Below are 23,562 nucleotides of genomic sequence, written 5' to 3'. Positions count from 1 at the left end.
CGATCGCTGCTGTGTCTCAGTCGGGTTCGGTGTGTTTCGCTCCGATTCGGCTTGGTTCGGCAGGGTAATTTTTACCGAGATTCTGCCGACTTTCGGGAGCCGATCGCCTAGCTTCGGGTTCGCTGGTTACCGGTCAGCGATGGTGGTCCGGCGCTGGATGGAAATTTGTTGATATTCACGGCGTGTCGCGCACCGTGTCGCGCGTGCGTCGGTTGGTGTGAGCCGCTGCGGCACGAAGGCTATTGCGCGACAGTCGATCCGCAGATAGCCTGGCGTGGCTATCTGAGCTGTCGGTGTATCCATCGCAGCGGCGTCGAGGGACTTGATCGGCGCGAATCCTGACAATCACTGCCCTATGTCTGCATGCGGTTGTCGTCGTCCCTCCGCCGCGTACACACGCGCATGACGCCAGGAGTGCTTACCGAATGCCCGCAATCAATCGCGGCCTGTACTTCGAAGCCAGATTCAAGACCAGCCCGGGGAAGTATCAGACGATCCGGGACGAGAATGGCAAGCCTCGGCGGTACACGACCAAGGAACTGGCCGAAACCGCTTGCAAGGAAGAGGAGATTGTCTATCGGGTTCTGAGCACACGGCCCGCCGTCGCTGCGGGGGCTGTCAATGGCCGCAGTGAGCCTTATGGGGTCGCCCAGGTGCTCGATTGGAGTGTCGATCCCGGCCAGCAGTCGTTCCAGGACTATGTCGAAGAGTGGCTGGATGATCAGGATCTCGCCGACAACACGGTTCAAAACTATGAGAGCCATATCCAGTGCCATCTGCTGCCGACGTTCGGACCGATGCCGCTGCTGGATATCACTCGCAGGGCGGTCGCTGATTGGGAAAGGGCTCTGCGTGCAGCGGGGTACAGCACCGACAGCATCAACACCTATCGTGCTGTCCTGCATGTGATTCTGGAGGACGCCGTCGAGGCCAAGAAGATCCCCGTCAATCCGGCACGACGTAGACGCAATCGGGGGCGTCGCACCGGCCGCAAGTCGCGGCGTCCCCCGCAGAAGGTGATTACCAACACACGCGGCGCGCTATTGATCGCCGAACGGATGGCGCTGCTGTCAGGCCGCGATGACGAATTCGTTGCGATGATCCTGAAGTTCTTCACCGGCATGCGGATGGGCGAGCTGGTCGGTCTGGAAACTCAATATGTGACCAAGCATCGGTTGCGCGTGGAATGGCAGCTGGCCGAGGTCGCGGGCAAGCACGTCAAGTGCGAACCGAAGAACGGGTCACAACGTGAAATCGACCTGCCAGAGTTCCTGTGGCGCATGCTCGATTCGTTCATCGCGCAATCGAATCCACAGCCCTGCGAGTGCCACGGGAACATCTATGTGTTCCGAGGGCAGGCGAAGCGCCGCAGCCGGGGCAGCTCCAGCGGGATTACACAGAAGATGATTGCTGAGCATGCTGAGGTGACTGTTAATGCGGTGTCGCTGGTGCTGCGCGGGTGCAGCAACGTTTCTCAGCTGACTCGCCACCGGGTCCTGCGGGCCGCCAACGAGCTGGGTTACACCGAGCCCGTAGTTGGCGAAGAGGCTACGCATTGGCGAAGGTCGGGCTTCTACGCCTGGTTGTACACGCCTGCAGTGTCAGGCTGGTATCCACAGAGAGGAAAGGCGTCACCGGCCCGTGCCGTCCCGGTAAGTGCGACAGCCTTCCCCGGGATTCCGGTTCGGGGTCGCAACGCCCATGGTCGTGCTGATTCATGTTGGCTGCCGATCGCGAAAGGCATGACACCGCACGGGAATCGGCATTCTCACCGAACCCTGCTGGAGGAGTTGGGAACGCCGCAGAAGTTGATCAACGAAAGGATCGGCCACCAAGACTCGTCAATGCAGGACCGCTACACCCAGGTCACCGACGCGATGGTCAAGAAATTGATGGCCGACTTGACTCAGGAGTGGCACGACGCACTGGACTGGCGGCTGGAAATCTGCCCAACCTCACCGGTTGCGATGCTGAACGGACTGCTGCGCCTGCGCGCTGAAGAGCTGCAGAAGCAAGACCCAGTGGTGGCTGCGTAGTCGACTCTGGTGTTGCGGGTCTAGCGAACCAGCAAAGCGTCGGCGGGCCGGTCGCCGATTGAGCGTGCGGCGATGATCTGCAAGCGCCATTGCCCTTTCGCGCTGTGCCGCTTGTGTTTTCGTATCGGTTGACCGGTCTGCAGCTTCTTGCACATCGGTTTCGAGATCAGTTTCCGCCGGCTGGTGTAGATCGACCGGTAGATCGTCTCATGACTGATGGTCATCTCGGGCTCGTCTGGGATGCCGGTGGCGCAGCCGACGGGCAATCTGTTGAGGCGACCACTCCTGATCCCAGCCATTCGATCCACCTACCTGGCTAGATGCAGCAGCCGATCTTCCGGAACACTGTGCAGATATCCGACCTCGTCCTGTGGGAACGACGGCTCGGGCAGTACGAGGGTTCGTGTTCGGCGGACGATCGTTGACCACATCCGGCCTGCATGCGCCATCCGGCCGGATCCGCGATGGTGCTGTGCGCGGTGGTGTGTTGCGGTCGGGGAGCACTGAGGGCCTGCGTCGTGTGCGCAGGTGACTAGGTGCGGCCGCCCTAGCACTGCTGGAGCCGCGGCGCATGCGGTCCAACGGCCCACGAGTTGCCTTCCACATTCGTCGGCTGTGAACTGAAACTTATTGCTTTCCAACGGAACCGATAGGCAGGCTGCGACATTCAACTTCTTCGCCGTCTGAGCCAGCCCGTGGCACAGATGCAACCGATTCGACGCTTGGATCGTCGCAGGCAGCGACTGCCGCACTGACCTGTGCCGCCTCGGCATAGGTGGTGGACCCATCGCGGCTGACGATCTCGACGCCGGGGTGTCCCCGGTTGTGTCGGCCTTGCGGTCGGACAGGACGCCTATGCGGTCGTGGGTCTCGGCATAGCGAACGACCGTTGAATACCGGTGGCGACGGTGCAGCGCCAAATCATTGACCCCAACCGCTCGGAATCGGCCGCGACGGCAGCGGAATGCGCAACAGCACCCGAATCGTGGACTGCCGCGACTGATCGGACGTGGCCGGTCGACAGGTCGTCCAGCCAGCGGCACGCCCTCCACCGTCCGCAGGTGGTCCCGTGCACCTCGCGGACTCGGTCCCCACCCTGGGCATTTGGCTGGGCCACGGACGTCCGGGCCCGAACCGCGACTTGCTCACCATCGTCGACCACGCCCTTCACCATCAGTGGCAGCAACGTGAAAAACGCCACTGCGGCAGGCGTATTCACTCGAACATGGCAACATCCTGCCGTCACGGAGGCATCGCCACCGAAAGTGTGTGGGACACAGTCGAAAGTGTCGGACAGAGCCGCTCACCACTGGACAGTCCCTCTCGATGGAACCGAAGAGGTACTTGGGACGTCCAAGTACACAGAAGGAGGTCGACCGGCCAAACAAGTCCGGCGGCCAACGAGTACATGAAGAGACACCGGGGGTAACATGACATCCAGACAAGTAGAGAGTCCGCACGAGGTAGGACGTTCAGGGGCGGCACGTCAGGAGTTTGCGCAGTCATTTGCGAGCTTATACGAAATGGCAGGGAGCCCCTCTCTGCGTGTGGTCGCGTCATCCGCGCGGGGACGTGTCAGCCCCGAGACTCCGATCTCGGTTTCAGCGCAGCGTATAAGTGACTGGAAGGCTGGACGCAATGTACCGGCACGTTTTGAAGCACTGAAGCCGGTACTTCTTGTGTTATGCGAACGGGCACGACGCAGGGGCCCGGTAGCTTCGCGATTACTCGACCTCCGTGCCTGGCGGCTGCTATGGCGCGCAGCGCAGCGCCCAAGAGAGGGTAGACGTGCTGAGGCCGTTCGACGATGTTCGCCTCGGTTGGATTTGGTCGATTCTGGGGCTGAACGGCAGAAGCGGGGTGAGGCGATGACGGAATCCTCTCGGCCCGCGGGGATCTCCCTGGGCTGCGACGAACCTGCGACCGTGGTCGGTTTCTACCTTGAGCTGCTAGGCGGCTGCCTGCTATGGAGTAACGACGACAGTGCGGGGATTCGCACTCCTTCTGGGTTCACAGTTGTTGCTCAGAGGGTCGAAAACTACACGACACCGTCATGGCCGAATACGCCGATCGTCTACTTCGGTCTCCCCGAAGGGGTAGATCCCAAAGAATGCGAAATGCACGCGCTTAAAATCGGAGCAAAGCCCGCGTCGGTGCAACCCGGGTCTCAGCCGAGGGTCCTGCTCGATCCAGCGGGCCATCCGTTCTGCGTCATGACGTGCACGAGATGATTCCGTTGCACAAAATCGAATGCAGTGTCCGGTCCGGACAACGGTATTGTGTCGATGACATGCGGTTATTGCAGTAGTAGCCCACGTTTCTATTGCGAAAGCGGAACTGCTGTTGCATCGTAAAGGTGTTGTACAGAACTATCTGACTGGAACCTATCAACCCCAATATCTGGGAGGCCGTGTTGTTTTTACAACTTATCTATGCAAGCGAACCGTCGATTCCGTGCGAACTGCTGAATCCGCCGCCATTTGTCTGTCATAGCTGAATGGACAACCGGACGGCGGAACACGTGCGTTGAGTAGATGATCGGCCTAGGTTGTGTCTCCCAATGATTTGAGCCATTCGACGATGAGGGCCAGGACGAATCCGGCACGGTAGGTGCTGGCAAGCTTGTCGTAGCGGGTGGCGACCGCGCGCCAGTGTTTGGCCCTGTTGAAGGCACGTTCGATGACGTTGCGCCGCTTGTAGGTCTGGGGATCGAAGCTCGGTGCCCGGCCGCCCGCGCGGCCCTTGCGTTTGTGGTTGGCGACCTGATCGCGACGTTCCGGGATCACGGTCTGGATGCGTTTGCGGCGCAACAGAGTTCGGTTCGATGCCGCGGAATAGGCGCGGTCGGCGATCACCGCATCCGGATTGCGCCGCGGTGGACCGCCGTCGAGGCGCGGCACCGCGACCGCGTCGAGCGACGGCGCCAGCACCGGTGAGTCGTGGGTTTGTCCAGGTGTGAGCAGCACGGCCAGGCCGTGACCCGCTCCGTCGACGGCGAGATGAATTTTGGTCGTCAACCCGCCGCGCGAGCGCCCGATGGCGTGGTCGGCCGGTTCATAGCCCGCTCACCGAGTCGGCGGCCGCGCCAGCGGCGTGCTGGTGCGCCCGCACGATCGTCGAATCGATCGACACCACCCAGTCCAGATCGCCGGTGGTGTCGGCCAGCGCCAGCAGCGCGGTCAGCACCCGGTCCCAGGTGCCGTCCGCGGCATAGCGGCGGTGTCGTTTCCACACCGTCTGCCAGGGCCCGAAGTGCTCGGGCAGGTCCCGCCACGGCAAGCTGGTCCGCAGCCGATACAGCATCCCTTCCACCACCAGGCGGTTGTTGGTGAAGTTACGGCCCACGTGCCCTTCGGATTTCGGTAGCAGCAACTCCAGCAGCTCCCACTGCCTGTCCGTCAGCACCTGATACCGATCACCATTCAGTGTCGCCACGGCGAACATGGTGCCCGACTCACCCCACACAGCGAGGCAAGTCGCGCAAAGCTATTGGGAGACACAACCTAGTCGACTGCCTACTCAACCTCACGATTGCCCCATGGGTTCGCTCCCTGATATACCGAGGGCCCTCACCGCCTCAGATTTGATAATCATCATCAACTTGACGTAGATGGGTTGTGCGGTGAGACCGGGACTGTGCAATACGTCGCAAGTGGTGCTAGTTGAACCACACGCTATTCAAGACAATTAGCTGAGTCCGGCCGCCGACAATTGACCACTCCCACGTGCCCGACCGGCCCCGTTCGATGATTCTGGCTCCGACGTCCCCGCCAGATTCCGATTGGGCATACACACAGCGACCGGGTATTGTTCCAGCGCGGCTGGATGTCGCGATGATCGCCGATGCGGCGGCCGAAACGGTGTCCGGTTCCGGACCATCCGCAGCTACCGAATGCTCGCCCTGAGCGTCGCGTCCTACCCGAGTTTCCGGGCTCCCAGTTAAAGGCCAGGGGCGGGACTGAGATAGCTGTCTACAGATTTGCGATGGTAGTCCTGGCGGGAAACATCTCAGCCAGGTGGGTCTTTACAACACGCATGCCGAATCAGGCTGGTGGATGCACTATTTCCAAGTGCTCCGGAGCGGTTTTCCGCAGATGGTTTTCTGCTTGCTTGCTTGGGTTGGATGGTCGATTGTCTCTAGAATCTTTGATACTCAAAGGGGCTAGGTTGGCTGCATCTGGGTGAGACCGAACCCGCATCAACGAAATACCCAACAGATCCGGCGATATTGCGGCATCCCTCGATCTCGGTGTATTCGCTCGTGTGCTGCTGCGAGAAGTCGGACGCGGCGGAAAAGGGGTTCTTCGTATCTTCTCTCTACCACGGTAGATCGACGCCTGCCAGTTTCAGGCAGTCGTTCCTCGTCGCCTGCTTGCGGCACGCAGGTTTCCGCCTGCGAAAGCTACGTCTATGAAGGCAGCATCTGATCGCCCAGTCCGGCATGCATTTTCGTCCATGACCCGACGGTTCGTTGTCCGGACCGGACGTCATTTGCACTGGGTTTGACCTGCACGGTCGCTATGTACGGCCCGATCGGGGATTGCGGTGCCCGCCAGCAGTGCTTAGCGTTCCGGACGCAAATGCTGAGCGGCCCAAAGAGTTTGGTCAACTCGGCTCATTCGATCGAAAAAAGGGGGGAGCCTGATGCTTACCAAGAAGTTGGTCCCAGCTATGGCAGCCTTAGGCGCCGCTCTGCTGGCCAGTGCCACCAATGCCCAGGCGGAGGGGCTATTGCTGCCGCCCCACGAAAGCTCGGTAACCATGGAGGACGGCTGGCAGCTGGCGGTCGGCCACCACAATGAGGAAGCCAACACTGTCCCCCCGCTCAACGGCATCGGCACCACTCGTGAAGTCTTCGTAACCAACCAGGCATACGGCTCGATCGCAGGGCACGGCACAAAACTGCAAGGTGTGGTGCTACGGACGGGCTACCACGTCGGGTGTGCGATAGATCTGACATCGATCACCCTCGGCGCTTCGGTGAACGTCGGCTTCACCCCGGGCATCGTCATCTACCCCGGCATCCCGACCCCCACCGTCGGCGCGAATATCGGTCCGACCGCCTCGATTTCGCCGAGCTTCCAGGTCACGCTGGCCCCAGGCAAGGTTGCCGATCTCCCTACCGGCGAAAAGCCGATAGAGGACACCAAGGCATTCATCACCACCCGCAACGCCCATGTGAAGATCGACGGCTGTGTGGGGCCGGCAAGTATCCGCTCGTACACGATTATCGCCGCGAAATCCACTCAAGCCGACGACTCGGTCGCGGTCTATGGTGATCCGGTCCCGCTGTAGCATAGGCGCGCTGAAGTGAAGGTAGAACAGAGAATTCGTGGTGCCTGGTTGTGCGCATCGCTCACCGCGGTCGCCCTGATCACGGTTGCTCCCAGCGCCTCAGCCGACGCCTCGCGGAGTGATCGACATGAACTGTCGGTCCGGACCGTGGACGGTCGGACATTGGTCGTCGGACACCGTGACGAGGAAGTCGTCAATGCGACCGGTCCCGGACTTATCCCGACTCGGGAAGCGGTGGTGAGCAATTCGGCCTACGCCGGGATCACCGGTTCTGTATTCAAGAACCTGAAGGACGCCGAGCTGATAGTCGGCTATCACGTCGGATGCGCGGCATCCTTGCGGTCGATCACCGCGTCCCTCGGCGTCGATGTTGGGCTCGTACAGCCAAGCCTGCTTGTGATAACTCCACAAGTGTTCGAGTCGGAGAGCGATCGGCGGTCGAACGTGTCACCCAAAATAGAGGTGAAACCGAAAATAACCGCTAGTCTTGCAGCGGGAACGATATCGGACATAGTTATCGAAAAGATTTCCCTGAAGGATCACGAGCCGCGCATCGATATTGTTCGAACCAGTATCAAAGCCGAGGGTTGCCTGACCGGACTTACGCTCCGTTCCTATGTGAGGGTATCGGCGAAATCCAAGATCGATGACGAGATGGTCGCAGTATACGGCGACCCGATCGTCGTGTAGGTCATAACGAAAAAGTATGGGCGTGCAGCAGTTAAACGATGCAGGGTTATGTTCCCGTAGCGGGAGAATTGTCACAGACCTCGAAGTTAAGTGCTCTGCCCGCCATCCTTCGGCCCTGTTGCTGCTGCGTTTCAAATCCAACATCAGTTGCCTGGATGGATCGACTGCACCTCATCACTCCGTACCAAACCGATAAATGTTCTGCTTTGAGCTTGAGGGGAATACGCGATGTCCGTCACCGCTGCTTGCGTCACCGATTCCTATATCCAGAATGAGCGGCTTTTCGGGGCCGTCGGGGAAACCGAGTTTCCGGTTGAGCTGGAGCGGTGCTGGGGACCGAGAATGCTAAATCGGCCGATGTTCGCGCAGGCTTCTGAGCTGCAGCAAACAGTGGATGACCTCGTCGAGTTATTCGCACTGATGACGGCGCTTCCTCGACGGCTGTTCGAGGGCGATATAAGTGCCTATTGCGCGGCAATCGGCATCGGCGAGAAGCGGCTTGCGCTCCTAGAGAGGTTCAGCTCGGCTCCTCCGCTGTGTTTCGGTCGAGCCGACTTGTATAAGGACGGGGCGGGCTTCAAACTCTTGGAATTCAATCTGTCGAGCAAGCTGGGCGGCATGGACATGTGCGAGTTCCAAAGCTCGTTGTTGCGAAATCCTCATTTTGCCGCTTTTGCGGTCGAGTCCGAGCTTCAATACACGCATACGGGTGAACGGATCGCGGAGGCCCTACGAGTCGCGTCAGCGTCGATCACCAATGGCCGGGCGCCCAGGGTCGGAGTCGTATGCGCCCCAGGCGAGATCGAAGTCCATGATCGGATGGTGACTTCGTTCGCAGGGATGATGCGGCGAGTCGGTGTGGAGACCACGTGCGGCGAACTCGGCCAACTGTCGATGTCGAACGGGACACTTGGACTCGAAGATACTCAGATAGACGTGGCGTTCCGGTTCTTCAGTATGGGCGATCTGCTGGTGCGCCCGGACATGATGAATCAGGCCGAGCTGTTGTTCCGGGCTCATCAAGATGGCCTAGCAGTCCTGTGGACACCGATGAACTACGCGCTGGTATCCAATAAGGGAACACTCGCCTTGGCTTCAGCGGCAGCGGATTCGGCGCTGCTGTCGGCTGATGAGCGGGCAGTGGTCAACCGGTTGATTCCGTGGACAAGGATCCTCGATGAGGGCCTTGTCGACCACTGCCGTCTACACCGGGAGGAGTTGGTGCTTAAGCCATTACACGGTGCTGCGGGTAGCGGAGTAACGGCGGGCTGGGCCTGCGATGACGGTGTGTGGACAGCGGCACTGATGGATGCCTTGGCGCCGGCTGTCCCGAGCGATCTCGGCGTCGTGGATAGGTGGGTCGTGCAACGGCGGATCGTACCGAGCATCGAGGCCGTTGTGGATCCATCGACAGGGACGGTGGAGGACTGGGTTGCAGCGTGGGGTCTGTTTGTAACCCCGGAGGGGGATGCCGGAGCTTTTGTGCGGGCGGCGCCGGAGTCCTCGTCGGCTGTCGTAGGCTACTCGATCAATCCTGATGTGCGGGTGGCAGGCGTCTTCTCGGTCGGGGCGACCCGATGAGCGCCAAATCCGGAGGATCCATGCTGTCCCGCGGTCTGGCGTTGCTTTCGGCGTTCCAACCCGATGATCGCGATTTGTCCCAGGTGGAACTATGCCGTCGCACCGGGCTACCGAAGCCGACCGTCCACCGGCTGGTCGCCGAGCTAGTGGAGTGGGGGGCGCTGGAAAGGACCGACAACGGAGTTCGACTGGGCCCGTGGCTATATCGACTGGGTCAGCATGTCCCGGACATCAGGCTGCTGCGAGCGGTCGGCCAGCCATACCTCGACCGACTCCATGGATTGACGCGGCAGTACGCGGGTTTGGCGATAATGTGCGGCGAGCGGGCCGTCGACGCGGCGTGGGCGGGTCCGCCAGTCTGGCGGCACGTCGCGCCCGATGTGAGAACGCAGGCGGTGAGCCTTGCCGCCGCGCACGTCCTGTGCGTTCCCCCCGCCGAAGGCAATCCCTTTGTGGTGAACGAAGACGAGCTCGATTTGGCTAGCGCGGCAGTGCCGGTCCGGGTGCATGGCTTGACAGTCGCCGCCCTCTCGGTAGTTGGGCACGCTGGTCTGTTCAATGCCCCCGCCTACGACGTGCCGTTACGGACGGCGGCTGGCGGGATCGCCCGGAGGCTGTCGTTGATTAACGGGACCGGCAAGAAGATGATCGCGAGCTGACCGGTTTCGGCAGGAGAAACTTGCGCTTTCACGGTGCAGGGCAACAGTCCATGATGGGTTTTCAGTCGAGCTGCAGTGGGGAATCTAATGCGGATACTGGTCCTCTGGCCACCACATGTGCCCAGTTACTTCAATGCCGGACATCACACGGTGCTTTACCAGACAGCGGCCTACTTGCGTACGTTGTCCACGGTCGACCAAGTCGATACCCACGAGGCGGGCCTGCTGAATGTCAATTGGAAGGCTCTGGGCGACCTGCTCTTCCAGGAGCGTTATGACGTCATCGCAGTAGTGAACGACATCGATACCGTTGATTGCTTGACTCGATTCCTTTACTACGCACGGCAGTTGAGCCCCGCAAGCAAGTTAGTCAGCTTCGGCAGGCTCAGTAGCATGCTTCCAGGTTTCTTCGCCAACCTCGATTTCGACGCGGTAGTCACCAGCGGTGACTGCGAGGCGGGCGTGGCGGCGTATGTCAACGCCCTCGCCCACAGCGGTCCGAACGGTGGACTGCCAGGAGTCGCGGTGCAGGTCGACGATCGTTGGGAGCCGGAGTCCGAGCCGGGGCGATTCCTTCCCACTGCTGAGTGGGTGCTTCCGGACGTCCGTGAGATCCCGTACGACCGGTACCACCAGCTGTATCTTGAAGACGCGCACAAGTTTTGTGGCATCCCCTTGCGACGAGAGTTGGTCGTACCACTGGCCCGCGGATGTCCTATCGGCTGCGACTATTGTGATGTGCACCAGCTGGCAGGTTTGAAGGAGCGGCGCCTGCCGGTTCCCGTGGTGCTGAATTACATCGAGTGGGCTCGAAGCGTAATGGTCTTCGACTACGTCGCTTTCTATGCCCCAACGTTCACATTGCATAAGCCGTGGGTCCGCGAGCTCGCGTCGGCGCTGGTGGAAACCAACGATTCACTGCCCTGGAAATGTTCCACCACCGTGCACCATCTCGATGAGGATCTGGTGACATTGATGGGACGCTCGGGATGCATACGCATCTCGGTGGGTTTGGAAACACTCGAACCTGCTGCGCACGGCGGACTTCCGCGCGCCAAACGTATTCACGAAGAGCAATTTCTGCAACTCGGCGAATGGTGCGGGGCCGCAGGTGTCGAACTCAACGCCTTCGTAATCGTCGGTCTGCCGGATACGACAGCGGCCGGAGTTCAGCGCACCCACGAGGTTGTGCGGGCGGCAGGCGCCCGCTTCCGGCCGACGATGTACACACCATTTCACCTGATGCTGCCGACGATGTCAGTCGAGGAGATCGCGCGTTTCAACCGCCAGATGATCCATCCTGAATCGACAGGCCACGGTGTCGACGTCGAGGAACTGTACGGGTTCATCTTTGGTGCAGATGATCAGCTGACCACCGTCTATAACCGGATTCCGCAGCGAGCCTGACAGAAATGACCACGCCACGATTCACCCACCGCCCCAGCGTGCTAGACGCGCGGTGGGAACCCCGCGGCGACTACCGCGGCATGCTCAACCTGAAAAGCTGTGAGATGCAACATCCTTGGGCCGACGAGTTGCTAACCGACGTCCTCGCCGGAGTGAGGGCACAGGATATCCGCTCGTATCCCTATCACGTGGACCTGATGCGTATGCTTGCTGAACTCAACGGGGTCGACGCCGATTGCGTGCTACTCACAGCGGGCTCGTGCGGCGCGATCGCGATGACGGTCGACGGACTCGCCGAGCCAGCCGGGTTGCTCATCGCCCAGGAACCGGTTTTTGACAGCTGGACCTATTATGCGGCGCTGCGGGGCGTGGCGGTATCACGAACTGCCGGGCTCGTCGGCTCTCCGCCCATCCTGAGCGCCACTGCACTAAAGGCCGTGCTTTCCGCGTCGCCGCCAGCAGTCGTGGCTTTGACGAACCCGGGAAATCCCAGCGGCCTGGTCATGGCACTCAACGACGTCGCCGATCTCGCCCGTCTTGCCCAGCGGTACGGACATACGCTGGTGATCGACGAGTGCTACGCCGCCTTCAGCGGAGTCAGCCATGCACCATTGATCGCGATCTACCCAAATGTCATTGTGCTGCAGTCGCTGTCCAAGAGTTGGGCGCTCGCGGGTGCTCGGTTGGCCGCGGTATTCGGGGCACCCGAGACTGTGGACTATCTGAGGCGGTTCCGCACCGACAGCGCGGTGTCGGGGACGGCAGTCGCGCTGGCGCACGGGCTATCCGCTCGGTTGGAGCGAATCCGCGCGATTTGGACCGACGTTGCGGCGATACGGGACGAGTTCACCGAGCGGGTTCTTGCTGACCATCCGGGATGGATTGCTGTTGGCTCGGTGGCGAACTTCGCGACCTTCTGGCTCGGCGGATCGGGAGAAGGCCAGCGTGCCGAGAAGATCCTACGGGAAGACGGCATCCGTGTGCGGGGCCTGGACGACATCCCAGGTATGGGCGGATGCTTGCGCATTTCGATGGCGGATCGACGCGACATGGTCAGGGTGGCCGACGTGATTCGGGATCGGATCTGAGCGGCCGTGTCCGAACTCGACATCACCGCGGCAGGCATAACTGTAAACGAGCCGTTCCCGCACGTTGTATTTGACGAGAACACGCTGCTGAGGCGCGACGAGGCGGAGCGACTCGCCGCAACGTTGCCGAGCCTGGCGGCGATGACCGAGTCGGTGCGGACGAAGGGCAGCGATAAGACTTACTCGATGAACACGCTGCTGCTGCACGACCGAGGCCGATGGCTGGTACGCCGCGAGGAACTGCCGGGCTGCTGGCGGAATCTGTTGTCGCGCCTTGTCGATTCGTCCTACCGTGATCGGCTAGTGGGCAGGCTCGGTGGCGCCAACGAAGGCCGGGTGGAATTGGAGGTTCGACTCAGCGAGTATCCGCGTGGCGGCTGGATGTCGCGACACACCGACCGGCCGGACAAAGTGTTCTCGCAGAACATATATCTGTGCCCGGAGTGGCGTCCGACATGGGGTGGCCAATTGCTGCTGTACCACGAACAGACCGCAGTGCAACCGCAGGCCTCCTACCAACCTGGCGCAGGCACCTCGGTCGCGTTCGTGCCCAGTGACCGCTCATGGCATGAGGTGGCGGCCGTTTCCGACAGCGCGACCATACCGCGACGCGCTCTACTACTGCACGGCTACCGATCGACGGCGTGAAAGGCCCGATATGCGTGACGGTTTCTACCTTTCGACGTATCTCAATCCCGCGGGGATTCATCGCGTGCTCAATGTCCGCATGCGTCATGACAACAACATCGCGCTGTGGCGTAAGTCCGGCAAACTGGTCGAGTTGGTACATCACTGGGAGTTAGAGCGGCTGAGCGGGCAAAAGATGCATCGCACGCCGTTCTCCACGCTCGACGACGAGCGGAACTTTATCAACGAACTGCTCGCCTCAGTCGGTATCGGCATATCCGACCTTGTCGAGGTGTGGGGAACTCCTGATATCGACACGACTGACGACTACCATCTCGTGCGCGAGGTGCCGGATATTGCGTTTCACAGCGTTGCGCATCTGTACAGCGCGGTCCTGCTGGACAGCGAGGTGTTTTTTGACGGCACGATCGTTGGCCTAGCCATCGATCGGGGGCCGGATATCCTGCTTGACCGCCGAATCCGAGACAGCTGGTTCGCCGGATGCGTAGTGCGCCAAGGCGACATCAAGATTTTCCCAGTGGAGTCGCCAGGCTCGCTCTACTGTGAAGGACGCGACTACTTCGGCATGCGTGAGGGCAGTCTCATGGCGCTAGCGACCGCTTCCAAGGCGTTTGGCGAGTGTGATTGCGATGCGATCATGGCGGAGTTTCGATTCGACGGCAGGGACGTAATCGACCAGTCACGACGTGCTTTCGACATCGTTTGCGATCAGGTCCGGCAGACTCTCACCACGGACCCAAATTTCACCGAGGTCGAAGGATTCGCCAGCGCTGTGATGAAGGAGGTGCAGGCGATCTCGGTGATGGTGATGCGTCGCAACGTCGACACAATCCTGCGCCGATACGACATAGACCCGACTCAGGCCCATCTGGCGCTCGCGGGTGGATATGCACTCAACTGTCCCACCAACAGCCTGCTAATGGCCGAGTACGGTTTTCGGGGCCTGCTCGCGCCGCCCAGCGTCGGTGACGACGGTCAGGCAGTTGGCATCGGCCTGACCGCATTTCACAAAAAGTTCGGCGGCCGCTTCAACTTCCGTTACCCGGGGCCCTATCTCGGGCGGGCCGATGACGATCTGGCCGCTGCCCTGGCACAGTTCGACGGTCACATCGACGCGGTAGACGACTATCAGGACGACGTCGCGGTGCAGGATCTGCGGTCAGGACCGATCGCCTGGTTCAGCGGTGCGTCGGAGGTCGGTCCCCGGGCACTTGGCAACCGCAGTCTGCTCGCCGACCCGACTTCGGAGGACACGAAGGACCAGCTCAACACGATCAAGCGACGCGAGTGGTGGCGGCCGGTCGCACCGACGGTCTTGGAAGATCGGCTCGCTGAGTGGTTCATCGACGCCCGCCCGTCACCCTACATGCTGGAAACCTTCATGATCCGCCCGGAGGCGCGCGGGCGCATTCCTGCCGTCGCGCATTTGGACTACTCTGCGCGCATCCAGTCGGTCAACGTATTGCAGAACCCCGCGCTACATCGGCTCATTGCCGCGTTCGACCGGCAGACCGGAGTGCCGATGCTATGTAACACCTCGCTCAACGATAAGGGTGAGCCGATCATCGACACTATGGTCGAGGCACTCGCCTTCTGTCTGCGCAGGCGAGTGCAGGTGGCCTATCTGAACGGCAAGCGGATCGGTCTGCGAGACTTTGAGTCGTTTCGTGGCCGAGACCCGTGGCCGCGCAACTCCCGATCCTTCGCTCACGTGCCTGACGCTGTCGCCGAGAAGGTCCGCCGTGAGGCCAATCCCCACGGGTTGACGGACTTGCAGCTGTTCCTCTACCAATACGACCTCGACTTGGGTGATCGGATCGACATCCGCACAGCAGAGGGTGCCGATGCGGTGAGGCGGGAACTGGATGCCCGCCTAGCCGCCAATCCCAGCCTTCGCGAGTCAGCGGAAAGGACGATGGAACGCAACGCCGTGCATTTCTCCGCCTACGGATGGCATCCGCTCATCCCGCATCGGAGGCAATGAGCGCGTCGGAGATTTGGCTATCCAATACGCCAAGCACGCGGAATGCTTTGCCAGCCAACTCGCGGCGCAGTGATTGCGATATCGCGGACGGGGACCCGCAGTCGGCTCGGAGCAACTCGACGATGCGAGGATAGTCGGCGGTGTCCACCAGCGGAATCACCCATCGATGGTTCTTGGCCGCCGCGCGAATCATGGCCGGGCCACCGATATCGATGGAGTCGACCGGGTCGGCTAGTCGGGGATTAAAGGTGTGGAAGTTTCCGGCAATCAGATCGAAGGGAACGACACCGTGCGCGGCCGCCTCGGTCGCGTCCGTCGGTGAGTCCTGTCGACACAACAGCGCCGCGAACACGTGATGATGCAGGGTCTTCACCCGGCCGTCGAACAGCGGCTTGGTCCCGGTCCAGTCCGTGATGCGCGTTGCCTCGATACCGCAGTCCGCCAGCGCCGACGCGGTGCCGTCCGTCGCCAACAACTCCCACCCCATCGCTGCCAGATTGCTGGCAAGAGTGACGATGCCACGCTTGTCCGTGACGCTCAACAAGGCGCGCATCAGTCCTCCAGAATCGGTATCGCGGCCAGCACAGCCGCGTGGTTTTGTGCAGTGGTGAAGTAGAAGTCTTTGACAACGCCATCGTGACGAAGACCGGAGATCCACTCAACGGCGGCTGCTGGCGTGCGGGTGAACGCGAAGCACATCGGTCCGGTCACGCTCATCCCGATCGCGTCGACTGCTGGGGACTGGCGCGCCTCCTTCAGCAGATGTTTGACGCCGTCCGATTGGGTGCGCACCTGCTCCTGCTTGTAGTAGGTCTCGAAGGTCAGCCGGTTCAGCGCACGGCAGAATGCCATGTAGTCACTCTCGGCGATAGCGGGAGCCAGGTTCATCAACACTAGGTGCGCCGTGATTGCCGCCTCCTCGAAGGGGATTGGCAGGGTACGCCGAAACCACTCCAGTTCGGGTTTGCCGTGCAGCTCTGTTCCCGCACCGACGATCACAAGGATCGGCCATGGCGGGAAAGGGAGACTTACCAGCGGCGGCGGCTTGCGGACCGCCGCACCTGCAAACCGGCTGGGCAGAAGGTACCGATGCGCATCCTCGGCGAAGTCCGGTGGGTTGGCGTGACCGCCGTCAACGAGGAAACCGCCTCGATCAATGAGGTTGACACTCGCACCCGACGTTCCACCGCGCCCACACAGCCGCGCAAGTTCCTCGGTCGGCACCGTGGTGTCAGATAGCGCCGCGTATGCCTTCGCGACAGACAGCAGCGTTGTCGTTTTCGAGCCGAACCCGTGATGGGCGGGAAGTGCGGCGTCGATGTCGCACCGCACCGGCGGGCCGCCGCAGCGCTCCCGCAGTGCGTCGAGGAGACTGGCGATCTCTGCTGTGTGCCCAGTGTCGCCGCCCGCCACTTCGGTGCGTGCTGCGGGTCGCAGGGTCGCCACAAACGCCGGGTCGCGCAGGGACAGCGACGCCATCCCGTTGCGACGGCCCGTCCCGCCATTGAGGTCGATCAAAGTGAAGCTCAGCCGGGCCGCCGATTGCACGCGCATACCCCATCCCCCGCCCCCCAAGATCACCAAGCCACCGCTCCAGTATTGAGTAGGGTGACGGTCGCCAAGGCTTCGTCGAGCGGCGGTGCGCCCCACACCCGCTCGCCGGTCCATGCCTCGCACAGCGACCGATACATGTCCGCGATGGGGGCGACGAACCCGACGGGCAGCGGTTCCGGCCGTGCCCAACTACTGCGCGGGACACCATTGGCGGCCCACCGCTGTACCTGCGCCTCCAGGTCGCGGGCCAGGTAGAAGTCGCGCAACACCTGCTTGCCCAGAGGGAATCCCCGTAAAGTCAGCCGGTTCTCGTCAGGCGTGCCGGCCTGGTCCACCAGCATGACGTTTCCGTTGCCATCGATGCCGTACTCCACCTTGCCGTCGGCATGTTCCAAGCCGACTGACTTGGCGTGGGCAGTGATCACCCGATCCACGAGCTGGGTCAGCTCCCGCACGCGCGCTAGCTGTTGCTGATCCAACGCGGCGATTCGGCGCGCTTCGTCGGCGGTGACGAAGCGGTCGATTTCCTCCAGTTTGGTGGTGAATTCGATCAGTGGCGGATCGAAGCACACGCCATCGGCAGGGAGCGTATCCAGACCCAGGTCGGACAGGCTCACGGCGCCCCCCGCGAGACGTCGTCGCAGCGAGTTGCCCGCAGGCAGTTCGTTACGGAAGATCACCTGCAGTGGCACAAGGTAATTGCGCTCGTCGGCAGCTATCGGCGCGACGGCTGGATCGAGTACCCGAACCAGCTCCACCTCGATGTGGTTGGGTGGGTGGAACCGACGGAAATGTGTCTGTACCCCAGCCTCTTTCAACAGCTCCGAGTTGAACGCGACCATCCGCGCGATTGCTTCGCCCTTACCGGGAATCCGGTCGGGCATCTTGCCATAGTGGAAGACGGAGTAGTCGTCGGTGTACTCGAAAATCCCTATGCCAGGCCGACTCTCGCTGGGCTCTTCGACAACGGTCAATGTCTTGGTTGAAAAGCGCTTGGGCACTCGGTCAGTGTGCGCCCCTTCATGCCATATCTGTGCGCGTGGTTCTGCCAGATGGAACCGACGTAGCTGTCGTAGCCGCTCCACCCATAGCCTCTAGCGGTGTGACCAATGATCAGGCGCTGCGAATAGTTGGTGGAAACCAGCTGCGGGGAACCGTCGATCTTCCCGGGACCAAGCACGGCACGGTGCTCGCCTTCGCCGCTGCCATCGCCACCGGGGCAACGTTGACTCTGCTTGACGCTCCGGCGATCACGGACCGTTTCGCGCTGACCGAGATCGTGCGCGCCCTCGGCGGGTCCGTCACAACCACCGACGCGGGCCTCGTCGTCGACGGCGCGATCACGGCAGACACAGTCCCTGCCGAGTTCGCCCGTCGCATCCACGGGTCGCTCTACATGCTGCCGGCGGTCGTGGCCAACCGAGGCGCGGTGACGTTCCCCGGCGCAGGTGGCGACGGGCTCGGCCGGTTCGAGCGCGGCCTTGCCCGACCTATGCGGCACATGCTCGAGGTTATGGAAGCTTTTGGCGCCCGGTGGGAGTGGTCGAGCGACGGTACTGTGCGAGTCCGGGCCGACCGACTCGTACCCGCGACCGTGGATCTACGACGGTGGTCGACCGATCCAACGTCACCCGAGGGACCACACGTCTCCGGTGCCTCGAAGACCGCGTTGTTGATGGCTGCGGTCGCACCGGGCACCAGTATCGTCCTGCATCCGCACAGCCGGGAAGCTCAGCATGAGCTCATCAGCATCCTGCGCAAACTGGGCATCGAGATCGAACAGCGGGACGCCTGCTGGGTGGTTACCGGCGCGACAGCTGGGACTGCGGCGAGCCATCGTTTGATGCCGTGTCCGGTCGAATTCGCGACCTGGCAGGTCATCGCAGCGGTCACCAACAGCACGATCGTCGCGCGGTGCGCGGAGACGCCACGGCTGTTCTCAGCCGTACACCGCGAGCTGGACTTCTTGGGCGGTCTTGGTATCCGACCGTCGGTGTCGCCGACAAGCGTCGCACTTGCCACCGCGAATGGCCCCTATCTGGGTAGGGATCTGGTCGCCGCGTCGACTGGTATTTCCACCGATATCACGCCGCTACTCGCACTCGTGCTCAACGGCGCCACCAGCCGGTCGACGGTTCGCGACCTGATCTGGGGTCATCGCTTCGATTACGCCGAGCAACTGAATCGGCTCGGTGCCCAGATGACGGTGCACGACGGTCGATTGGAGGTCAACCCCGTGCCGTTGCGGCCGACCTCGCAGAGGCTGACTCCCGCAGACACTAGGAGCGCGGCGGTCTGCGTCGCGGCGGCCATGAGCGTGCGCGGATGCACGGTCGTCGAGGGGGTGAACCACCTGGACCGCGGTTACGGCGGCCTGGTAGAGCGTCTGTGTTCGCTCGGAGCCGAGGTTGACCGAATCACGGTCTAGGTTGATGGGTCGTACGCAGGGCCACAAATGGCTGCGCGGGAGGCCGTATTCGGCCAAAGTGCGCCCCAGGCACCGATAGATGAACGCGGCGAGGCGATGTGTCGGGGCAGTTCGGACAGGAGTCGCGGATGTCGCAGCAGTATGTCGAAATCCGGCACCTGAACTGCTGACCTATTGGACCATGACCACGCAGCGGAGTTCAGAGGTGTAGCGGTGGCCGTCGCGAGTGAGCCACAGGTCATCGGGGCCTGGGAGCATCTCGGATACCTGCACCAAGTCATCCTTGGTCATGATCCGGCAGAGCTTGGCGAACTGTCTGGCCAGCAGTGGTGAGGACCAGTCGACATATATCGGTTTTGGCTCGAAGTTGAACTTTGCGAAGCAGTGGTCGGGAAATCCCATGCGTTGCTTCATCTCGATCACCGAGAGATAGTTCGCCGCATCTTGAGAGATGGTGCGTCGATTGAGTGTCATGGGCCGCAAAACTGGCGCTCGCAGCAGCCATCGCCGCCTGCGAAGCACGGTGTTGCCGCAGCGGAGGCGCGGAATGTAATCCATATCGACGCCGTCGAACAATCCTCCGCCCCGCGAGCGTGGAAATGAGAACGCGGCAGTCGGGTCGTGGGCAACCGTCCCGGACCGCGAGATTCCTGCGGTAAGCCTGATACGGCCAGGGAATTGCGGCGAGTGCAGTGCAATCTGGCTGTCGTCGGCAACGACGAACAATCCGCTCGGCAGGAGGACGTTAGCGCGGTCCTTTGGCGAGCGTCCAGTTAGCTCCAGATGCGTCAGCGCGAAGTCGTATTGCGACGACGTTTTCGATTCATGTCGTCGCACGACGTCCACGAGAGTCTCATCCGGTGCCAGCACGGCTCGGTACGCACGAGCCAGTTCGTGTCGCAGGCCAGGAGTCGATACCTCGTCCCAGAATGCGGCAAACCCGCCATGGGAGATGACGTCACGAAGCACATGACAATCCCCGACTACCCCGTAGAAGCGACGTTCGGCGATGTCATCGGCACTGTCAGCGCCGATCATGACGTCTGGATTGCACACCGCCGGAATCCCCTTGGTTTGCCGGCCGAGGAATGTCCAGATATCGTCCGCGGAAATCTCGACCTCTGCCGCCCTCCCGTCCCACCCATCGAGGCATAGCGTCAGCAACTCAGCCTCGACCTGACGTGCTGAGCGGTTCACATTCGCCACGCGGGCGGCGATCTCAGGCCGGGCGTCGATGAACCGCTCCAGCAGCCGACCTAACGGAACAGCCCGGTCACGGCCGAAGGTGTCGACGACCCAGGCTCGTAGAATTTCGCGCTCGTTGGCGAACCTGATCCGGGGGCCGACGAGCATCATGTGGTAGAAAATCCGAAGATCGCCCACGATGTAATCTCGCAGTATTGAGCCAATCCTTAACTCCTGCATCGGCGCTGTCGCATCCTCAAAGATCAGGGCGCGGTCGGCATAATGCCGCCCTTCTCCTCGGTCCGCCGGAACGCCGGTGCGCTCATGAAATTCGCGTTTGAGTCGGTCCAGCAATACCACCCGCTCGGCAGCAGGCGCGGATTCAAACGATCGCAAGGTGTTGTGGATGCCATCTACGATTGGCGCGCCCATCTGCGTGTACCGAATCGTCCGGGCAAGCGTGGCGACGGTATCGGCTTCGCCTGCTGGGAGTTCGACCTCGCCGATGACGGCCTTCGCCTCGACAAGGTTCTCTAGGACGACATCTGGAGCGGGTACATCTGCGGCGGCAAGTTCGGCGACGATTTGCGCCGTCGTCCTTCGCCCGTCGACCAAAGACAGCGCCAGGCGATCATCCTGGCTCAGCGGCATGGTGTGTTCGACCCGCAATTCGGACAGAGATGACGCATCACCGCCGAAGGAATAGACCGTAAGACCATTGGTCTCCACGAACGCCAATGGGGCCGGTCGCGGAACGACTGCGCCTGAGTCCGAGGCGAGCGCTGAGCGGGCGAGCGCCGTCGCCGCCCAGTGCGACAGGAACGCCCGCCGCTGCAGTACTCCTGGTGTCCAGTCAATGCCTGCGATCGTGTCCGTCACGGTTCCGACGGCAAACGGGCCGAAATGCGAACTCGTATCATTCTTCGCCGCGATCCGCTGCAGATACATCGTTAGCACGTCGGTCATCTTGCGGGTCCGCGACGGCGAGGGGTTCTGGGACGTCATCCAGTCGACAAAATCCGGGTAGAGCGCGCCGCTCGACAGCAAGATCACCTGTTGTAGATCTTCGTCAGCGAAAACCAGCCGGATGGCATCACGTGTTCGGGCGAGCTGAGTTGCAAGGCTGTGCTCGAAACGTGTCAGCGACAGTTCCAGATCGCCGACGAGGCGGTTGTAGTCGCCAATCAAGGTGCTGGTGCGGCTGCTCAATGCACCGTTGGGCGCCACCGGTCTGCGCATCCCGACGTCGTACACGGCCCGGTTGTCGACCGACGACGTGCCATCGAGGTCGGCACGGAGGGCCTTCACGACGTCTGACACGAGGCCACCTACCTGGTCCCATCTGCGAAGGACCGCTTCGGCTTCAGTGCAGGTTTGCGGCGCAGCGACCGACCGCAGCAGCCAATGCGGGTATCCGGCCATGCGTAGAACAACGGTTTCCAGCATCGTCGACTCGTTTGACACGACCACCATGAAAGCCTCCAAGTCTCGGATGTCAGATCGACGGGGTTTCCGGCTCAAGTACGTCGGTGTGGTAGGCGCGGAACACGACGACCACGGCTGCGAGACCAGCGGTTAGCGACGCGGCGGCCACAAAGACAGCACCCGGTCCCAACCCCGCCGCCATTACTCCGGCCATCGTCGAGCCGAAGGGTCGAAGGGCCATCGACGCGAACTGCGATAGTCCCTGCACGCGTCCTTGCAGTTCCAAGGGGATGCCGGTTTGCAGGCAACTATCACACAGAATCGAGCTGGTCATGATTCCGACGCCAACGAGGAACCCGCTCACAATCAGCGTCGGCGCGGATCGCGCTAGTGCGCCGGTCAATACGCCTATGGTCATGCAGGCCAGCGACAGGCCTATGACGCCAGTCGATGGGCTGAGCCGCCTGCCACCCCTGCTTGAGGTGACGATTCCGACTGCAACCATGCCCGCCTGGAACGCTGACTGCACACCGGCATAGGCCCACAGACCACCCGCCCCACGCCCAATGTGTGACGCGGTGATCGGAACCGCGAGGGTGTACATGGACAGGGCCACGTTGGCCACCGCGACCACCACGACGCTGGTCCGCGATGACGGGGAGCTCCTCAGCGCGGCAAGGCCTGCCCGTAGTGTCGTCGGCTGGTTCCGGGTCGTCGTCGCTGCGGGCACTGTCCTGCGAAGGGCGATGACGATGACCGCCGAGACGAGGAACGACAAGATCTCGAAGACCAGTACACCTTCCAGGCCCAACGCCGCGACAATGATGCCGCCGAGCGATGGTCCGCCGAGCAACGCAACTTTCCTGACCGTGCCAAATGCGCCGTTCGCCCGCACTAATTCATTTCGGCCGACCAATCGCGGAATCAACGCCAGACCGCCCGGTCGAGCAACACCCGAACCGAGCGCGGCTAGGAAACACGCCAAGGCGAGCACCAGTACGTCCACCGAGCCGAGGGTCCACATGATCATCAGCGGCACACACAAGATGCCAGCACGCCAGATATCCGCGATTGCAAGCAATTTCAGCACATCGCCGCGGTCGATGAGCACGCCGGCCCACGGGAGCGTGAGGAGCGTGCCGAGTGTAGCGGCAGTGAGCACGAGCCCAAGGGCTGTCGGCGAGTGGCTGCGCTCAACCACCCACCACGTCACCCCGACGAATAGGACCCCGTCGCCGACGGAGGACAGACCGTAGCCGACGAGGAATGAGGCAAACCCTCCTGTCCAGAGGCCTGGGCGTTGATTCACTTGGGCACCATTCTTCCTGCCACCCGGGCAGACAGGTTTCTGCCCTCTCGGTCCCGTCGGCTGCATAGCTTGGGTCGCGGGCCATTCGATGAGCAGAATGAGTGTCTACAGCGGTGTCCGCGCGTCGCTGCGTCCAGCTGCTGACCGACTGGCCCCGTGTCGGCACAGGCAACCTGGCCTAGTTCATCGACGAGGTCCGGCCGATCCTGGGAGACGCCACCGGCTTCGACCGGCGGCGCGCCGAGATCGGAGTCGTCCCGGTCACCCGCGCCT

General features: G+C 61.9%; 18 protein-coding genes. 11 read left to right on the top strand and 7 right to left on the bottom strand.

What is annotated here, in order from left to right:
* The first annotated feature begins 425 nt into the window (after positions 1-425).
* The gene (locus NA5_RS00235; protein WP_062980569.1) at positions 426-2,036 is read left to right on the top strand and encodes a tyrosine-type recombinase/integrase; all 1,611 of its coding nucleotides are present in this window, start codon (positions 426-428) and stop codon (positions 2,034-2,036) included.
* Positions 2,037-2,056: 20 nt separating this feature from the next.
* Here the strand turns inward: NA5_RS00235 and NA5_RS00230 are convergent, their stop codons facing one another.
* The gene (locus NA5_RS00230; RefSeq protein WP_157110152.1) at positions 2,057-2,335 is read right to left on the bottom strand and encodes a hypothetical protein; all 279 of its coding nucleotides are present in this window, start codon (positions 2,333-2,335) and stop codon (positions 2,057-2,059) included.
* A gap of 1,131 nt (positions 2,336-3,466) precedes the next feature.
* Between NA5_RS00230 and NA5_RS42985 the strand changes: the two genes are divergently transcribed.
* Entirely contained in the window at positions 3,467-4,267 is an 801-nt protein-coding gene (locus NA5_RS42985; RefSeq protein WP_307188852.1) for a VOC family protein, read from the top strand.
* Between the two features lie 312 nt (positions 4,268-4,579).
* On the opposite strand, the gene NA5_RS38940 is transcribed toward NA5_RS42985, so the two are convergent.
* Positions 4,580-5,480 (bottom strand): IS5 family transposase gene (locus tag NA5_RS38940; protein WP_371856357.1). Its coding sequence is split into 2 segments (ribosomal slippage): positions 4,580-5,099 and positions 5,098-5,480, totalling 903 coding nucleotides; the frame shifts between segments, so codons are not numbered across the junction.
* 1,227 nt (positions 5,481-6,707) lie between these two features.
* Between NA5_RS38940 and NA5_RS00210 the strand changes: the two genes are divergently transcribed.
* The 8 genes from NA5_RS00210 (at position 6,708) to NA5_RS00175 (ending at position 15,388) form a co-directional block, all read left to right on the top strand.
* Positions 6,708-7,331, top strand: a complete 624-nt coding sequence (locus NA5_RS00210) for an MspA family porin (protein ID WP_062980562.1) — start codon at positions 6,708-6,710, stop codon at positions 7,329-7,331.
* Positions 7,332-7,346: 15 nt separating this feature from the next.
* The gene (locus NA5_RS00205; RefSeq protein ID WP_084483767.1) at positions 7,347-8,021 is read left to right on the top strand and encodes an MspA family porin; all 675 of its coding nucleotides are present in this window, start codon (positions 7,347-7,349) and stop codon (positions 8,019-8,021) included.
* A gap of 228 nt (positions 8,022-8,249) precedes the next feature.
* Entirely contained in the window at positions 8,250-9,602 is a 1,353-nt protein-coding gene (locus tag NA5_RS00200; RefSeq protein ID WP_062980557.1) for a hypothetical protein, read from the top strand.
* Positions 9,599-10,261: a helix-turn-helix domain-containing protein gene (locus NA5_RS00195; protein WP_084483766.1), complete on the top strand. Its 663-nt coding sequence runs from the start codon at positions 9,599-9,601 to the stop codon at positions 10,259-10,261. Before NA5_RS00200 ends, NA5_RS00195 begins: the two co-directional genes overlap by 4 nt.
* 117 nt (positions 10,262-10,378) lie before the next feature.
* The gene (locus tag NA5_RS00190) at positions 10,379-11,668 is read left to right on the top strand and encodes a B12-binding domain-containing radical SAM protein (RefSeq protein ID WP_169811235.1); all 1,290 of its coding nucleotides are present in this window, start codon (positions 10,379-10,381) and stop codon (positions 11,666-11,668) included.
* Between the two features lie 5 nt (positions 11,669-11,673).
* Positions 11,674-12,756: an aminotransferase class I/II-fold pyridoxal phosphate-dependent enzyme gene (locus tag NA5_RS00185; RefSeq protein WP_062980551.1), complete on the top strand. Its 1,083-nt coding sequence runs from the start codon at positions 11,674-11,676 to the stop codon at positions 12,754-12,756.
* Positions 12,757-12,762: 6 nt separating this feature from the next.
* A complete protein-coding gene (locus NA5_RS00180) occupies positions 12,763-13,404 on the top strand; it encodes a 2OG-Fe(II) oxygenase (protein WP_062980549.1) in 642 nt (213 codons plus the stop codon).
* Positions 13,405-13,414: 10 nt separating this feature from the next.
* Positions 13,415-15,388, top strand: a complete 1,974-nt coding sequence (locus tag NA5_RS00175) for a carbamoyltransferase C-terminal domain-containing protein (protein WP_062980547.1) — start codon at positions 13,415-13,417, stop codon at positions 15,386-15,388.
* Here the strand turns inward: NA5_RS00175 and NA5_RS00170 are convergent.
* The 3 genes from NA5_RS00170 to NA5_RS00160 are packed head-to-tail and all read right to left on the bottom strand — an operon-like array spanning position 15,366 to position 17,943.
* The gene (locus NA5_RS00170; protein WP_062980545.1) at positions 15,366-15,941 is read right to left on the bottom strand and encodes a hypothetical protein; all 576 of its coding nucleotides are present in this window, start codon (positions 15,939-15,941) and stop codon (positions 15,366-15,368) included. The genes NA5_RS00175 and NA5_RS00170 overlap by 23 nt on opposite strands.
* Positions 15,941-16,942, bottom strand: coding sequence for a beta-ribofuranosylaminobenzene 5'-phosphate synthase family protein (locus NA5_RS00165; protein ID WP_063813091.1), 1,002 nt, complete (start codon positions 16,940-16,942; stop codon positions 15,941-15,943). The genes NA5_RS00170 and NA5_RS00165 overlap by 1 nt, the downstream gene beginning before the upstream one ends.
* A 23-nt stretch (positions 16,943-16,965) precedes the next feature.
* Positions 16,966-17,943 (bottom strand): phosphoribosylaminoimidazolesuccinocarboxamide synthase, encoded by a 978-nt coding sequence (locus NA5_RS00160; protein WP_062980541.1) that lies wholly within the window; start codon positions 17,941-17,943, stop codon positions 16,966-16,968.
* A 101-nt stretch (positions 17,944-18,044) separates the two neighbouring features.
* Here NA5_RS00160 and NA5_RS00155 point away from each other — a divergent pair, with 101 nt between their 5' ends.
* The gene (locus tag NA5_RS00155; protein WP_062980539.1) at positions 18,045-19,370 is read left to right on the top strand and encodes a carboxyvinyltransferase; all 1,326 of its coding nucleotides are present in this window, start codon (positions 18,045-18,047) and stop codon (positions 19,368-19,370) included.
* A gap of 171 nt (positions 19,371-19,541) precedes the next feature.
* Here NA5_RS00155 and NA5_RS00150 read toward each other — a convergent pair whose 3' ends face one another.
* Positions 19,542-22,001, bottom strand: coding sequence for a lantibiotic dehydratase (locus tag NA5_RS00150; RefSeq protein ID WP_169811234.1), 2,460 nt, complete (start codon positions 21,999-22,001; stop codon positions 19,542-19,544).
* A 49-nt stretch (positions 22,002-22,050) separates the two neighbouring features.
* Complete coding sequence (locus tag NA5_RS00145) at positions 22,051-23,355, bottom strand: MFS transporter (RefSeq protein WP_084483762.1); 1,305 nt, start codon at positions 23,353-23,355, stop codon at positions 22,051-22,053.
* Positions 23,356-23,562 lie beyond the last annotated feature (207 nt).

Source organism: Nocardia anaemiae NBRC 100462 (genome assembly GCF_001612725.1).
Classification (GTDB): domain Bacteria; phylum Actinomycetota; class Actinomycetes; order Mycobacteriales; family Mycobacteriaceae; genus Nocardia; species Nocardia anaemiae.
This window is presented reverse-complemented; position numbering and strand designations above follow the sequence as displayed.

Excerpts from the sequence above, each read along its gene's own strand:
- NA5_RS00175 (WP_062980547.1), top strand. The coding sequence starts at position 13,415 with ATGCGTGACGGTTTCTACCTTTCGACGTATCTCAATCCCGCGGGGATT.
- NA5_RS00145 (WP_084483762.1), bottom strand. The coding sequence starts at position 23,355 with ATGCAGCCGACGGGACCGAGAGGGCAGAAACCTGTCTGCCCGGGTGGC.
- NA5_RS42985 (WP_307188852.1), top strand. The coding sequence starts at position 3,467 with ATGACATCCAGACAAGTAGAGAGTCCGCACGAGGTAGGACGTTCAGGG.
- NA5_RS00170 (WP_062980545.1), bottom strand. The coding sequence starts at position 15,941 with ATGCGCGCCTTGTTGAGCGTCACGGACAAGCGTGGCATCGTCACTCTT.
- NA5_RS00165 (WP_063813091.1), bottom strand. The coding sequence starts at position 16,942 with ATGCGCGTGCAATCGGCGGCCCGGCTGAGCTTCACTTTGATCGACCTC.
- NA5_RS00195 (WP_084483766.1), top strand. The coding sequence starts at position 9,599 with ATGAGCGCCAAATCCGGAGGATCCATGCTGTCCCGCGGTCTGGCGTTG.
- NA5_RS00210 (WP_062980562.1), top strand. The coding sequence starts at position 6,708 with ATGGCAGCCTTAGGCGCCGCTCTGCTGGCCAGTGCCACCAATGCCCAG.
- NA5_RS00230 (WP_157110152.1), bottom strand. The coding sequence starts at position 2,335 with ATGGCTGGGATCAGGAGTGGTCGCCTCAACAGATTGCCCGTCGGCTGC.
- NA5_RS00235 (WP_062980569.1), top strand. The coding sequence starts at position 426 with ATGCCCGCAATCAATCGCGGCCTGTACTTCGAAGCCAGATTCAAGACC.
- NA5_RS00185 (WP_062980551.1), top strand. The coding sequence starts at position 11,674 with ATGACCACGCCACGATTCACCCACCGCCCCAGCGTGCTAGACGCGCGG.
- NA5_RS00150 (WP_169811234.1), bottom strand. The coding sequence starts at position 22,001 with ATGCTGGAAACCGTTGTTCTACGCATGGCCGGATACCCGCATTGGCTG.
- NA5_RS00200 (WP_062980557.1), top strand. The coding sequence starts at position 8,250 with ATGTCCGTCACCGCTGCTTGCGTCACCGATTCCTATATCCAGAATGAG.